This window comes from Alcanivorax sp. (assembly GCF_014762765.1).
Lineage (GTDB): Bacteria > Pseudomonadota > Gammaproteobacteria > Pseudomonadales > Alcanivoracaceae > Alcanivorax.
This window is the reverse complement of record NZ_JABURH010000149.1, coordinates 1-13,841: the sequence shown is the minus strand read 5'-3', so window position 1 is coordinate 13,841 and position 13,841 is coordinate 1. Positions and strand designations below refer to the sequence as shown.

Here is a 13,841-nt window from a genome sequence, read left to right as displayed (position 1 = left end):
CTTGGCATGGGCCAGATCGTGGCGTACCCGGCTACGTTTCTTCCATGGCACTGATGTCATCCAGTCCAGGTAGCTTCGCACTACCGTAGCTTCCGCTGACATTGGCGACATCATCTTGAGCTTGTTCAGCTCATTCATGGATTTCTCGAGGGCTTCCTTGGGCATGCCCACGCTTTCAATTTTCTTTTCCAGGTCTTCCAGGTCGTTACCACTGTCGTCCAGGTCACCCAGTTCTTTCTGGATGGCTTTCATCTGTTCGTTCAGGTAGTACTCGCGCTGGCTTTTCTCCATCTGCTTTTTGACGCGCCCACGAATGCGTTTTTCCACCTTGAGCACATCAATATCAGATTCCATCAGCGCGATCAGGTGTTCGACCCGTTCACGCACATCCACCATTTCCAGCACGTCCTGCTTTTCTTCCAGCTTCAACTGCAGGTGGGCGGCAATGGTGTCGGCCAGACGGCTGACTTCATCAATGGAAGAAACGGAGCCGGTAACTTCCGGCGCCACTTTTTTGGACAGTTTGACGTAATCCTCGAACTGCGACTGCAGCGAGCGGGACAGTGCTTCCTGTTCGCCCTCTTCCGGCAGCCCCTCTTCCAGCTCTCGCACATCGGCGATGCCACCTTGGTCGCCGAACTCGGCCTTGACCACGTGGGCACGCTGACCACCCTCAACCAGCACCTTGACGGTGCCGTCAGGCAGTTTGAGCAGCTGAAGGATTGTTGAAATGGTACCAACCCGGTAAATGTCATCCGCACCCGGGTCATCATCAGAGGCATTGCGCTGGGCGACCAGCATGATCTGTTTGTCGTCCGCCATGGCGGTTTCAAGCGCAGCAATGGACTTTTCCCGGCCAACAAACAGCGGGATCACCATATGGGGATACACCACTACGTCACGCAGTGGTAAAAGCGGGATATCTTTCAGCACGTATTGCCTCTATTGCCGTGGTGGCACCTTAATCCGGTGCCACCTTGGAAGACTGCTCGTTGTTTTCGTAGATCAACAACGGATCGGATTCGCCTTTGATGGTAGGGCTGTCGATAACCACTTTCGCCACAGAGTCCATGGACGGGACCTGGTACATGGTATCGAGCAGCACACTTTCCAGGATTGAGCGCAGGCCACGGGCGCCGGTCTTGCGTTCCATGGCTTTATGGGCCACAGCTCGCAGGGCATCATCGCGGAAATCCAGCTCCACCCCTTCCATCTCGAACAGGCGGGCGTACTGCTTGGTCAGGGCGTTGCGAGGTTCAGTGAGAATCTGCACGAGCGCCTCTTCACTGAGTTCTTCCAGGGTTGCAATCACCGGCAGACGGCCGATAAATTCGGGAATCAGGCCATACTTGACCAGATCTTCCGGCTCCACATCCACCAGCAGCTCGCCCAGGTTGCGGGCATCGTCCTTGCTCTTCACTTCTGCGGAGAAACCGATCCCGCCTTTCTCGGAACGCTCGCGAATCACCTTGTCCAGCCCGGCAAACGCACCGCCACAGATGAACAACATGTTAGAGGTGTCTACCTGCAGGAACTCTTGCTGGGGGTGCTTGCGACCGCCCTGCGGGGGCACGGAAGCCACCGTGCCTTCAATCAGTTTGAGCAGAGCCTGCTGCACACCCTCCCCGCTCACATCACGGGTGATGGACGGGTTGTCGGACTTGCGGGAAATCTTGTCGATTTCATCGATATAGACAATGCCGCGCTGGGCCTTGTCCACATCGTAGTCGCATTTCTGCAGCAGCTTCTGGATGATGTTTTCCACATCCTCACCCACGTAACCGGCTTCGGTGAGGGTGGTGGCATCCGCAATGGTGAAAGGCACATTGAGCAGTCTGGCCAGGGTCTCGGCCAGCAGCGTCTTACCACTACCGGTGGGGCCAATAAGCAAAATATTGCTCTTGCCCAGTTCCACCTCATCACGACCCTTACTACTGCTGCGCAGGCGCTTGTAATGGTTGTATACCGCCACGGCGAGGACGCGTTTGGCTCGCTCCTGCCCAATCACGTACTCATCAAGGGTTTCCTTGATTTCGTTGGGCTTGGGCAGGGCCTCTCCCCCGGTGTCCCCGGTGTCTTCCTGCACTTCCTCGCGGATGATGTCGTTACACAGATCCACGCATTCATCGCAGATAAAGACCGAGGGCCCCGCAATCAGCTTGCGGACCTCATGCTGGCTTTTGCCACAAAAAGAGCAGTACAGCAGCTTGCCGTCATCGCCCTTGCCAGTGGAGTCGGTCATTGAATCGCCTCTAAACCTGTGTATTTGAGTATTTTCGTCTCTTTGAAGATGCAGGGAGACGGGGGCTTTTTCAAGCCCGCCGGGCCTCTCAGGCCTTCCGTTAGGACACTTTTTGTACGAAGGTTACCGAATTACACCGGACGCTGACGCAATACCGCGTCAACGATGCCATATTCCTGGGCTTCTTCAGCGCCCATGAAATTGTCACGGTCAGTATCCTTCTCCAGCCTTTCCAGCGGTTGGCCAGTGTGATGGGCCAGCAGGCTGTTGAGCTGCCCCTTGATCTTGAGAATTTCCTTGGCGTGGATCTCGATATCCGAGGCCTGCCCCTGGAAACCGCCCAGCGGCTGGTGAATCATCACCCGCGCATTCGGCAAGGCATAGCGCTTGCCAGCGGCACCGGCAGCCAGCAGGAAGGCGCCCATGCTGGCCGCCTGCCCCACGCACATGGTGGAAACATCGGGTTTGATGAACTGCATGGTGTCATAAATGGACATCCCTGCGGTTACCGAGCCCCCCGGGCTGTTGATATACAGGTGGATGTCCTTGTCCGGGTTTTCGGACTCCAGGAACAACATCTGGGCCACAATCAGGTTGGCCATGTGATCTTCCACCTGCCCGATCATGAAAATCACCCGCTCCTTGAGCAGGCGGGAATAGATGTCAAAAGAACGCTCGCCACGGGCGGTCTGCTCGATCACCACCGGCACAAGGCCCAGATTGGTCGGATCCTTGCTCAGTTGCTGCATTTCCGGGGTCATGGAGTTGATACGGCTCAAGTCGATCATGTAGCGCTTTCCTTCTCGTCGATCGTCCGGGGACGCTCTTGTGATTTATTGGTATCGGCGGTAGCCAACCTCATCCTGAATGCTGCAATGGGGGCAAAATAGCCGAAAACAAGGCAGGCCGGACGAACAGGTCTTCCAGCATCTTATGACGGTGTATGGGGGGCGTCTATAAAAGTGGGCTTAGGCGGGGTCTGAATGCGCAAAACTTGCGCAAATTGTGCATAAATAACGCAAAACGGGGCCAGAAGGCCCCGTTTTGGTGTCAAAAAGCGGAAAGAATCAGCCTTCTGCTTGCTCGCGAGGCTTCACAGCGTCCTGGTAGGACATGGCTTTTTCTTCCACCTTGGCACTGTCCAGCACCAGGTCGACAACCTGCTCTTCCAGCACCGCACCTTCGATCTGCTGCAGCTGCTGCGGGTTGCTGTACACCCAGCTCACCACCTCTTCCGGCTTCTCGTACTGCTCGGCGATCTCTTCCACACGGGCCTTTACCTTGTCGGCATCAGCCTTGATTTCGTGCTTGTCGAGAATCGCGCGAACCACCAGACCCAAACGCACGGAGCGCTCAGCCTGCTCCTTGAACAGATCATCCGGCAGGATGGAAGCGTCAAACTGCTGACCGCCACCAAACTGCTGCATCATCTGCTGACGCATGCGCTGGATTTCCTGGGTAACCAGGGCGCCCGGCAGGTCAAACTCGTGCAAGTTGACCAGACCATCCATCGCCTGCTCTTTTACCTTGCCGGTGACCGCATTCTTCAGCTCGCGTTCCATGTTCTTGCGCACTTCCGCCTTGAATTTGGCTTCGTCGCCATCCTCAACACCGAAGGCCTTCATGAACTCGGCGTCCACTTCCGGCAGCGCCTTGCCTTCTACCTTGTTGACCTTGATCTGGAAGACCACGGCCTGACCTTTCAGTTCTTCGGACTGGTAGTCCTCCGGGAAGGTCACGTCGATGTCCTTTTCCTCACCGGCTTTCATGCCGATGATGCCGTCTTCAAAGCCCGGAATCATCTGGCCGGAGCCCAGCTCCAGATTCTGCCCTTCGGCGCTGCCACCTTCGAAGGCTTCACCGTCTTTCAGGCCCTTGAAATCGATGTTGACACGGTCGCCGCTTTCCGCGGCACGCTCGACTTCTGCAAACTCGGCACGCTGCTGACGCAGGGTTTCGATCATGGTATCGACGTCCGCGTCAGTCACTTCTGCCTGGGGCTTTTCCACTTCGATGGAATCAAAGGCAGACAGCTCAACGTCCGGGTACACCTCGAAGGTGGCGACAAATTCCAGATCCTGGCCGGATTCGTTCTTGGTGGCTTCAAAGCCCGGCATGCCGGCCGGCTGCAGCTTTTCCTGCTCCACGGCTTCGATGAAGGCTTCGCGCATCACATCAGCCAGCACTTCGTTACGCACGGCGCTGCCGAAGCGACGCTTTACTTCACGCATGGGCACTTTGCCCGGGCGGAAACCGTCCAGACGGACATTTTTCTGGGCTTCCTGGAGCTTGCCTTCTACTGCGGAGTCCACTTTCTCCGCCGGCACACCCACCGTCAGACGGCGCTCTAGACCTGAAGTCGTTTCAACAGAAACCTGCATAACATCCTCTTTAAAAAGACTTTTTGCTGCTCGCCGTCGGAAAATAAGCCAGACGGCCTGAATTAAAGGCGCAGATTATAATCAAAAGGCGCCCACTGTGCCTACAGAGCCGCCGCTATCTCCAGATACCGGCAGCCCATACGAAAAAGCCTCCGGGAATTCCCGGAGGCTTTTAAATTGGGGTGACTGAGGGGATTTGAACCCCCGACCACCGGAGTCACAATCCGGGGCTCTACCAACTGAGCTACAGTCACCATAAACCATATTGTCTGTCCTGCGCGTCGCCGCTTTACTGGCAAATGGCGCGCCTGGCAGGACTCGAACCTGCAACCGACGGCTTAGAAGGCCGTTGCTCTATCCGGTTGAGCTACAGGCGCATTGCAGGTTTCGCCTTCTCTATAATGGTCGGGGTGGAGGGATTCGAACCCCCGACATCCTGCTCCCAAAGCAGGCGCGCTACCAGGCTGCGCTACACCCCGATGTTCTGTCACGCCTACATAGCTTGAAAGCGAGGCGCGAATAATACTCGGCACCCCCGGGAGCGTCAACGGATTCGGCAACAAAAATATGCCTAACGTTCAGATTTTAGACAACTTTTGCGCCCATGGCCGGTGCGTGCGAGAATCGCGCCGTTTTCGCCCCAACCTCCTTGCCAATTTCAGCCAATGTTAGAGAGACCCCACCATGACCGCCCAGATTCTTGATGGCAAAGCCCTGGCCCAGCAGTTTGAAGAGGAAATGCGTGAGCGCGTTGATGCGCTGAAAGCCAAAGCCAACGGCCGCACCCCTATTCTCGCCACTATTCTGGTCGGCGCCGATCCGGCCTCTGCCACCTACGTAAAGATGAAGGGCAATGCCTGTCGCCGGGTCGGTATGGAATCTGAAGCCATCGAACTGCCGGCGAAAACCACCACCGAACAGCTGCTGGCCAAGATTGATGAGCTGAACAGCAACCCGGATGTGCACGGCATCCTGCTGCAACACCCGGTGCCGGCCCAGATTGATGAGCGCGCCTGTTTCGATGCCATCAGCCTGGAAAAGGATGTAGATGGCGTTACCTGCCTGGGCTTTGGTCGCATGAGCATGGGCGAAACCGCTTACGGGTGCGCCACCCCCAAGGGAATCATGCGCCTGCTGGAGCACTACCAGGTGGAATTGGAGGGCAAGCACGCCGTTGTGGTCGGGCGCAGCGCCATTCTCGGCAAGCCCATGGCAATGATGCTGCTGGAAGCCAACGCCACCGTGACCATCTGCCACAGCCGCACCCGTAACCTGCCGGAACTGGTCAAGCAGGCAGATATCGTGGTGGGCGCCGTGGGCAAACCTGAATTCATCAAGGCAGACTGGATCAAGGATGGTGCTGTCGTCGTGGATGCCGGCTTCCACCCGGAGAAATGCGGTGACATTGAACTGACCCCGCTGGTAGACCGTGTCAGCGCCTATACCCCGGTACCTGGCGGTGTCGGTCCTATGACCATCAACACCCTGATTTTCCAGACCCTGCAGTCCGGCGAAAAAGCGCTCGGCTAACCCAGATCGTCCCTGCCCGACTGGTGCCGCCAATGGCGGCGCCAGTGCCCCTCCTCTATTTTTGCGATTTCGCCCACAAAGCAAAGCAACGCTACGCAGTCACAACCGGCGGTAACATTATTGTCCGCTCCTGCGGCCTATAGTTTTCTGAGCCTCATCCGCGAGGCGTCGCTATAGACCCAAGGAGAACCACTATGGCAGGGAAGTTCGAAATCGATAAGGCCAGCAACGGTCAGTACATCTTTCGCCTGAAAGCCGGCAACGGAGAAATCATCCTATCCAGCGAGCAGTACACCACCAAGAGTGCCTGTGAAAATGGTGTGGACTCGGTAAAAAAGAATGCCCCGGACGACAGCCGCTATGAGCGCAAGGAGGCCAAGGACGGCAGGCACTATTTTTCCCTGAAAGCCGCCAACCACCAGATCATTGGTCAGAGCCAGATGTACAAGAGCACCAGTGGCATGGAAAACGGCATTGACTCAGTGAAGAGCAATGCTCCGGATGCGCCGGTGGATGATCTGACCGACTGATACAAAAAAGGGCCACGTACGTGGCCCTTTTTCCTGCTACTTTCTATCGCTGAATCAGGCTTCCTTTGGCCAGGATTCGCGCAGACCGACCGTCTGATTGAACACCAGCTTGTCCTCGCTGCTGTCCTGATCCACACAGAAATACCCCTCACGTTCAAACTGGTAGCGGGTTTCCGCCAAAACCCCGCGCAGCCCAGGCTCAACCCAACAACCATCCAGCACACTCAGGGAATCCGGATTGATGTGGGACAGGAAAGTCTGCCCTTCTTCGGTCTTGTTGGGATTCGCTGCGGTGAACAGACGATCGTAAAGGCGCACCTCGCAAGGCACCCCTTTGCTGGCGCTGACCCAGTGGATCACCCCGCGCAGTTTGCCCTGGTCATCCGCATTCTCCGGGTTCTTGCCCAGGGTGTCCGGGTCATAGGTGCAACGCACTTCCACAATCTCGCCACTGTCATCGCGCACCACGTCGGTGGCGCGGATCACATAGCCGTAGCGCAGGCGCACCCGGTCACCCAGCACCAGGCGCTTGAACTTCTTGTTGGCCTCTTCGCGGAAATCCTCCCGGTCGATATACACCTCACGGGTCATGGGTACCTGGCGGGTGCCCATGGTCTCGTTCTGCGGGTGTACCGGTGCAGTCAGGGATTCCTCGTGGCCCTCCTCCCAGTTTTCGATGACCACTTTCAGGGGGTGCAGCACACACATGGCACGGGGGGCATGCTGGTTCAGGTCGTCACGGATGGCGGCTTCCAGCATCCCCATATCCACCACGGAATCGGCCCGGCTGACGCCCACGGACTCACAGAAGGTACGGATGGAAGCCGGCGTATAGCCACGACGGCGCAGGCCGCTGATAGTCGGCATGCGCGGGTCGTTCCAGCCTTCCACATGCCCCTCATCAACCAGTTGTTTGAGCTTGCGCTTGCTGGTCACCGTGTAATTCAGGTTCAGCCGGGCAAACTCATACTGACGCGGGTTAGCGGGCACGGAGGTGTTCTCGATGACCCAGTCATAGAAGGGCCGGTGATCTTCGAACTCCAGGGTACAGAGGCTGTGGGTAATCCCCTCGATGGCATCGGACAACGGATGGGTAAAATCGTACATGGGGTAAATCACCCACTTGTCGCCGGTCTGATGGTGCACTTTTTTGCGAATACGATAGAGAATCGGATCGCGCATCGTCAGATTGGGGCTCTGCATGTCGATTTTGGCACGCAACACCGCCGCGCCCTCGTCCAGCTCGCCGCTGCGCATCTGCTCGAACAGGGCCAGGTTCTCTTCCACAGTCCGCTCGCGATAGGGGCTTGGCTTGCCCGGGGTGGTAAAGTTGCCACGGTACTCGGCAATCTGCTCCGGGCTCAGGCTGTCCACGTAGGCCAGCCCCTTGTGGATCAGCTCTACAGCCAGCTCATAAAGCCGGTCGAAATAGTCACTGGCGAAATGCTCCTGGCCATTCCAGGCGAAGCCCAGCCACTGCACATCGTGCTTGATAGACTGGATGTACTCGTCTTCTTCCTTCTCGGGATTGGTGTCGTCGAAGCGCAGGTTGCACCTGCCGTTATAGCTTTCGGCAATCCCGAAGTTCAGGCAGATAGATTTGGCATGACCGATATGCAGGTACCCATTGGGTTCCGGCGGAAAACGGGTCACCACCTGGCCGTCGTTTTTACCTTCTGCGAGGTCACGGTCGATGATCTGTCTGATAAAATTGCTGGGCGCTTTCGTTTCGCTCATGGGTCTTGGCCAGTCCGGAAGGCAGGGAGCCTGAATATGGGCAGGCTCTCACGGTGAAAATGAAGGTGCGCTAGTGTACTGTACGCCCCCCAACAGTCAAAGACTCAGGGCCAGCCCGGGAACAAAAACCCGCAGCGGGCCCATCTTGCGGAGAAAACCTGATGAAAGTGGTGCTGACAACAACCTACGGCAAAATCACCCTGCAACTGGACGCAGAGAAAGCGCCGATTACTACCGAGAACTTTGTTCAATACGTCAAGGATGGCCACTTCGACGGCACCATCTTCCACCGTGTTATCAGCAACTTCATGATCCAGGGCGGCGGCTTCACTGAAGATATGCAGCAAAAACCCACCCGTGACACCATCCAGAACGAGGCCGGTAATGGCCTGTCCAACAAGGCCGGCACCATCGCCATGGCGCGCACCCCGGACCCGCACTCCGCCTCCGCCCAGTTCTTCATCAACGTGGCCGACAACCACTTCCTGGACAAGGAACGCAGCCAGGATGGCTGGGGTTATGCCGTGTTCGGCGCGGTCAGCGACGGCATGGACGTGGTAGAGAAAATCCGCAATGTGGCCACCGGTAACAGCGGCTTTCACCAGGATGTACCGGTGGAGCCGGTGCTGATCGAATCTGCTGAACTGATCGAGGACTGAACCCATGCGCGTTCTGGCCACTGCCCTGCTCGCCCTGTTACCGACCCTGCTGCTCGCCAACCCGCAGGTTCGCCTGGAAACCTCTGCCGGCCCGGTCACCGTGGAGCTCTACGAGGACAAGGCGCCGCAGACCGTCGCCAACTTCCTCAAGTATGTGGACGACGGCTTCTACGATGGCACCCAGTTCCACCGGGTAATTCGCGGTTTCATGATACAGGGCGGCGGCTTTGACCAGAGCGGGCAGCGTAAGGCCACCCGCTCACCGATCCAGAATGAAGCGGACAACGGTCTGAGCAATGAGCGCGGCACTCTGGCCATGGCCCGCACCGGCAACCCGCACTCTGCCACAGCGCAGTTCTTCATCAATCTGGTTGACAATGACAACCTGGACTTTTCAGGCAAGAATGCCCGTGGCTGGGGCTATGCCGTCTTTGGCAAGGTCACAGACGGCATGCCGGTAGTGGACAACATCGCCCGTGAACGCACTACCAGCCAGCGCCTCAACGGCATGCTGGCGCGGGATGTGCCGGAAGTGCCCATCCTGATTACCCGAGCCTACCGCCTGGATTCAGCCGGCGAAGAAGAAAAAGGCGCACAGTGACCATGAGCTACACCCTGTTCATTTCCGACCTGCATCTGGACCCGGCCCGACCGGAACATCTTGAAGCCCTGGGCGAACTGCTCGAAGCCCACGCCGGCAAAGCTGACGCCCTATATGTACTGGGCGACCTGTTCGAAGCCTGGATCGGCGACGACGATGACACCCCGTTCAATCAGGAAGCGATCAGCGCCTTCCGCAGCTTCAGCGACAACGGCAGCCAGCTCTACTTCATGCATGGCAACCGGGATTTCATGCTCGGTGACGATTTCGCTGCCGCCTGTGGCGGCACTCTGCTGGAGGAAGGCACCGTGGTGGATCTGTATGGCACCCGCGCCCTGCTGATGCACGGCGACAGCCTGTGCACCCTGGACACGGCCTACCAACAGTTTCGCACCATGGCCCGTAACCCCCAGTGGCAACAGGGGATGCTCGCCAAGCCCCTGGAAGAACGCCGCATGATCGCCCAGGGCATGCGCATGCAAAGCCAGGGCAACAACGCCAACAAGGCGGAAAACATCATGGACGTGACTCCGGAAGAAGTAGTCCGGGTCATGGAGGAAGCCAGCGTCAAACACCTGATCCACGGCCACACCCATCGTCCCAACATCCATGACGTCGCGCTGGCCGATGGCCAGGGAAAACGCTGGGTGTTGGGTGATTGGGGCAAGCTGGGGTGGCAGATTGTGGCGGACAGTGAGAAGGGGCTGCGGTTGGAGAGCTTTGAGATTAATTGATAATTGAGAATGGATAATTGATAACGCGCGAATTAGCGCTATCAATCTCTTGAACGTAAGAGGCCGCGCCCACCTTTGAGCGCGGCCCCTTACGTTTACGAAACAATAAAACTGTCCCGCGAGTTATCAATTATCCATTCTCAATTATCAATTGCCTCCTGGCGTTCCAGAATGAAACCGAAACTCCGAATCCGGCGATTCCACCAGCTCACGCTCCACTTCCTTGAAGAAACCCACCCGCTCCTCGATCGGCCCACCGGCATATTGTTCGGCCAGGGTCAGGTAATCCTCGAAGTGTCGTGATTCGCTTTTCAGAAGATAACGGTAGTAGCGACCTAACTCCTCATCCACATGAGGAGCCAGAGCCGCAAAGCGCTCGCAGCTTCTCGCTTCAATCAGGGCCCCGACAATCAGGGTATCGATGAGACGCCCGGGTTCGCTGGTGCGCACATGCTGGCGCAGGCCCTTGGCATAACGCGCCGGCGTCATATGGTCATAGGTAACGCCACGCTGACGCATGATCTGCAGCACCTGCTCGAAATGCAGCAGTTCCTCGCGGGCAAGCTGGCTCAGGGCGTCCAATAATTCCGGCCGGTCCACATAGCGAAACATGAGATTCAGTGCTGTGCTGGCGGCCTTCTTTTCGCAATGGGCATGATCAATCAGCAGGATGTCCGGGTGCTGCAGCGCCCAGCCGATCCAGGCAGGCGGTGTGGCACAGGGCAAAAAGTCTTGGATATGGGAGATATCGTGCATGGCGTCCTCAGGGTCGGCGCGCATTATAGCGGGATACGACCACACCAGCACACCACGCCCAGCAACGCGGTTTCTCGATTTTCTGCATCAGGCATCTGGCGTCCTGCGTCCGGCGTCCTATACTCTCTCGCCATGGGCCGACGAACCAATCCAAAAATCCAACGAATTAAAGGTGTGGCCGCAGTCACCACGCTGCGACTGATCGCTTTTCTTCCTTACGCTGTGAACCGCTGCATCGCCAGTCTGTTCGGGGCTTTGCTGTCCAGACTCCCCACTGAAGCCCGGCGCGTGTCCCGGATCAATCTGGCGCTGTGTTACCCTCAACTGGATGAAACACGGCGCCACCAGCTGGCCCGACAATCCCTGCAGGAAAGCGCCCGCAACACCTTCGAGATCGCCCTGTTCTGGCGGCACCCGGAGCAAGGCCTGAAACGAATCGTGGCAGTGGATGGCGACGCCCCCCTGCGTCAGGCGGTGCATGAAGGCAAACCGGTGATGATTCTGGCACCTCATCTGGGATGCTGGGAGGTGCTCAATTTCTGGCTGGCCACCGAGTTCGGTCTGCATGCCATGTTTGCCCCTTCCGGGCTGCCGGAAGTGGATGACCTGATACGCTCCGGTCGCGAGCACTTCGGCTCCACTATGTACCCCACCACCGCACGGGGCGTGGCCGGTCTGGTTCGCGCCATGAAGAAAGGCGCACTCACCGCCATCCTGCCAGACCAGGTACCGGATCGCCGCAGCGGCCGGCACGCCCCCTTCTATGGTCAGCCAGCCTACACCGGCACCCTGGCCTGCAAATTGATCCGCCAGACCGGCGCAGTCACCTTCATGGCCTGGGCCCGGCGCCTGCCGGACGGCCAGGGATTCGAAATTCGCGTGCGCCCGGCGGACCCGCAAGTGGCCGATGATGATCTGGACACCTCCCTCACCGCCATGAACGGCTCCATCGCAAGCCTGATCGACGAGGAGCCAACCCAGTACCTGTGGAGCTATAAACGCTTCCGGCGCCCGCCTACAGGGCATCAAGCGCCCTACTGATCGCCACTCATCTCGCTTTCAGTGATTGCGAGTATTCATCCCATGAATGGCTGTAACCGCGGTTTGGCTTAACAGTTGATGGCGTTTCGGCTATACTCCGCGCGCAATTCCAACCCCCAGTAACACCCTAAAAGACTGATTTCCAAAAGAAATCAGCCAATTCGAGTAAAGAGGGACACGCTGTGCTAGAAGCCTATCGCAAACATGTTGAAGAGCGCGCCGCCGAAGGTGTGCCGCCCAAGCCGCTGAACGAGCAGCAGGTTGCCGAGCTGGTCGAACTGCTGAAAAACCCGCCGGCTGGCGAAGAAGAATTCATCCAGGACCTGTTCGTTAACCGTGTTCCGCCCGGCGTGGACCAGGCCGCCTACGTGAAGGCAGCCTTCCTGACCGCGATTGTGAAAGGCGAAGCCAGCTCTCCCCTGATCGACCGCAAGCGTGCCGTGCAACTGCTGGGCACCATGCAGGGCGGTTACAACGTTGCCACCTTGGTGGAAGCTCTGGACGATGCCGAACTGGCTGAAATCGCCGCCGACGAGCTTAAGCACACCCTGCTGGTATTCGATGCCTTCCACGACGTGGAAGACAAGATGAAAGCCGGCAACGCCAAGGCCAAGGAAGTCATCGAGTCCTGGGCCGAAGGCGAGTGGTTCACCCAGCGCCCGGACCTGGCAGAGAAAATGTCTCTGACCGTCTTCAAGGTAACCGGCGAAACCAACACCGATGACCTGTCCCCGGCCCAGGACGCCTGGAGCCGCCCGGATATCCCGCTGCACGGCAACGCCATGCTGAAGAATGCCCGTGAAGGCATTCACCCGGAGAAAGACGGCGAAATCGGCCCGCTCAAGCAAATGGAAGAACTGAAGGCCAAAGGCCTCCCCGTTGCCTACGTGGGCGACGTTGTGGGTACCGGTTCCTCCCGTAAGTCCGCCACCAACTCCGTGCTGTGGCACTTTGGTGACGACATCCCGTTCGTACCGAACAAGCGCGCTGGTGGCGTGTGCATCGGTGGCAAGATCGCCCCCATCTTCTTCAACACCATGGAAGACTCCGGCGCCCTGCCCTTTGAATGCGACGTTTCCAAGATGGAAACCGGCGACCAGATCGACGTTTACCCGTTCGCTGGCAAGGTTGAGAAGAACGGCGAAGTAATCGCTGAATTCGACCTGCGTTCCCAGGTGCTGCTGGACGAAGTTCGCGCTGGCGGCCGTATCAACCTGATCATCGGTCGCGGCCTGACCACCAAGGCCCGTGAAGCTCTGGGTCTGGCACCGTCTGACCTGTTCCGCAAGCCGGAGCAACCGGGTGATTCCAGCAAGGGTTACACCCTGGCCCAGAAGATGGTCGGCAAGGCCTGCGGCCTGGAAGGCGTTCGCCCCGGCATGTACTGCGAGCCGAAGATGACCACAGTAGGTTCCCAGGACACCACTGGCCCGATGACCCGTGACGAGCTGAAAGATCTGGCCTGTCTGGGCTTCCAGGCGGACCTGGTAATGCAGTCCTTCTGTCACACCGCCGCTTACCCCAAGCCGGTTGACGTGGAAACCCAGCATACCCTGCCCGACTTCATCATGAACCGTGGCGGTGTCTCCCTGCGTCCGGGCGACGGCATCATCCACTCCTGGCTGAACCG

At 58.1% G+C, this 13,841-nt stretch carries 13 protein-coding genes and 3 tRNA genes; 7 read left to right on the top strand and 9 right to left on the bottom strand.

Going from position 1 to position 13,841, the window contains the following annotated elements:
- The 7 genes from HUJ17_RS10745 to HUJ17_RS10715 form a co-directional block, all read right to left on the bottom strand.
- Positions 1-933, bottom strand: a 933-nt coding sequence (locus tag HUJ17_RS10745; protein ID WP_290510686.1) for an LON peptidase substrate-binding domain-containing protein, incomplete at its 3' end; no start/stop codon positions are given.
- A gap of 28 nt (positions 934-961) precedes the next feature.
- Positions 962-2,242 carry an ATP-dependent Clp protease ATP-binding subunit ClpX gene (clpX, locus tag HUJ17_RS10740; RefSeq protein WP_035244193.1) on the bottom strand — a complete coding sequence of 427 codons (1,281 nt, stop codon included), beginning with the start codon at positions 2,240-2,242 and terminating at the stop codon, positions 962-964.
- Between the two features lie 131 nt (positions 2,243-2,373).
- On the bottom strand, positions 2,374-3,030 hold the full coding sequence (gene clpP, locus HUJ17_RS10735; RefSeq protein ID WP_103916937.1) for an ATP-dependent Clp endopeptidase proteolytic subunit ClpP: 657 nt from the start codon (positions 3,028-3,030) through the stop codon (positions 2,374-2,376).
- Between the two features lie 279 nt (positions 3,031-3,309).
- On the bottom strand, positions 3,310-4,623 hold the full coding sequence (tig, locus tag HUJ17_RS10730; protein WP_290510685.1) for a trigger factor: 1,314 nt from the start codon (positions 4,621-4,623) through the stop codon (positions 3,310-3,312).
- A 178-nt stretch (positions 4,624-4,801) separates the two neighbouring features.
- Positions 4,802-4,877 (bottom strand) — tRNA-His (locus HUJ17_RS10725).
- 46 nt (positions 4,878-4,923) lie between these two features.
- A tRNA-Arg gene (locus HUJ17_RS10720) sits at positions 4,924-5,000 on the bottom strand.
- A 25-nt stretch (positions 5,001-5,025) separates the two neighbouring features.
- Positions 5,026-5,102, bottom strand: a tRNA-Pro gene (locus HUJ17_RS10715).
- Between the two features lie 205 nt (positions 5,103-5,307).
- On the opposite strand from HUJ17_RS10715, the gene folD reads away from it, so the two are divergent.
- Positions 5,308-6,153, top strand: a complete 846-nt coding sequence (folD, locus tag HUJ17_RS10710; protein ID WP_290510684.1) for a bifunctional methylenetetrahydrofolate dehydrogenase/methenyltetrahydrofolate cyclohydrolase FolD — start codon at positions 5,308-5,310, stop codon at positions 6,151-6,153.
- A gap of 194 nt (positions 6,154-6,347) precedes the next feature.
- The gene (locus tag HUJ17_RS10705; protein WP_290510683.1) at positions 6,348-6,683 is read left to right on the top strand and encodes a YegP family protein; all 336 of its coding nucleotides are present in this window, start codon (positions 6,348-6,350) and stop codon (positions 6,681-6,683) included.
- Between the two features lie 54 nt (positions 6,684-6,737).
- On the opposite strand, the gene HUJ17_RS10700 is transcribed toward HUJ17_RS10705, so the two are convergent.
- A complete protein-coding gene (locus tag HUJ17_RS10700; protein ID WP_290510682.1) occupies positions 6,738-8,420 on the bottom strand; it encodes a glutamine--tRNA ligase/YqeY domain fusion protein in 1,683 nt (560 codons plus the stop codon).
- Positions 8,421-8,581: 161 nt separating this feature from the next.
- On the opposite strand from HUJ17_RS10700, the gene HUJ17_RS10695 reads away from it, so the two are divergent.
- The 3 genes from HUJ17_RS10695 to HUJ17_RS10685 are packed head-to-tail and all read left to right on the top strand — an operon-like array spanning position 8,582 to position 10,414.
- On the top strand, positions 8,582-9,079 hold the full coding sequence (locus HUJ17_RS10695; protein ID WP_290510681.1) for a peptidylprolyl isomerase: 498 nt from the start codon (positions 8,582-8,584) through the stop codon (positions 9,077-9,079).
- Between the two features lie 4 nt (positions 9,080-9,083).
- Positions 9,084-9,680 (top strand): peptidylprolyl isomerase, encoded by a 597-nt coding sequence (locus HUJ17_RS10690; RefSeq protein ID WP_290510680.1) that lies wholly within the window; start codon positions 9,084-9,086, stop codon positions 9,678-9,680.
- 2 nt (positions 9,681-9,682) lie between these two features.
- A complete protein-coding gene (locus HUJ17_RS10685; RefSeq protein WP_290510679.1) occupies positions 9,683-10,414 on the top strand; it encodes a UDP-2,3-diacylglucosamine diphosphatase in 732 nt (243 codons plus the stop codon).
- Between the two features lie 147 nt (positions 10,415-10,561).
- On the opposite strand, the gene HUJ17_RS10680 is transcribed toward HUJ17_RS10685, so the two are convergent.
- Positions 10,562-11,170 carry a tRNA-(ms[2]io[6]A)-hydroxylase gene (locus tag HUJ17_RS10680; protein ID WP_290510678.1) on the bottom strand — a complete coding sequence of 203 codons (609 nt, stop codon included), beginning with the start codon at positions 11,168-11,170 and terminating at the stop codon, positions 10,562-10,564.
- 174 nt (positions 11,171-11,344) lie between these two features.
- Here HUJ17_RS10680 and HUJ17_RS10675 point away from each other — a divergent pair, with 174 nt between their 5' ends.
- Complete coding sequence (locus tag HUJ17_RS10675) at positions 11,345-12,211, top strand: lysophospholipid acyltransferase family protein (protein WP_290510677.1); 867 nt, start codon at positions 11,345-11,347, stop codon at positions 12,209-12,211.
- Between the two features lie 182 nt (positions 12,212-12,393).
- The coding region (locus tag HUJ17_RS10670) for a bifunctional aconitate hydratase 2/2-methylisocitrate dehydratase (RefSeq protein WP_290510676.1) at positions 12,394-13,841 on the top strand (1,448 nt) is incomplete at its 3' end.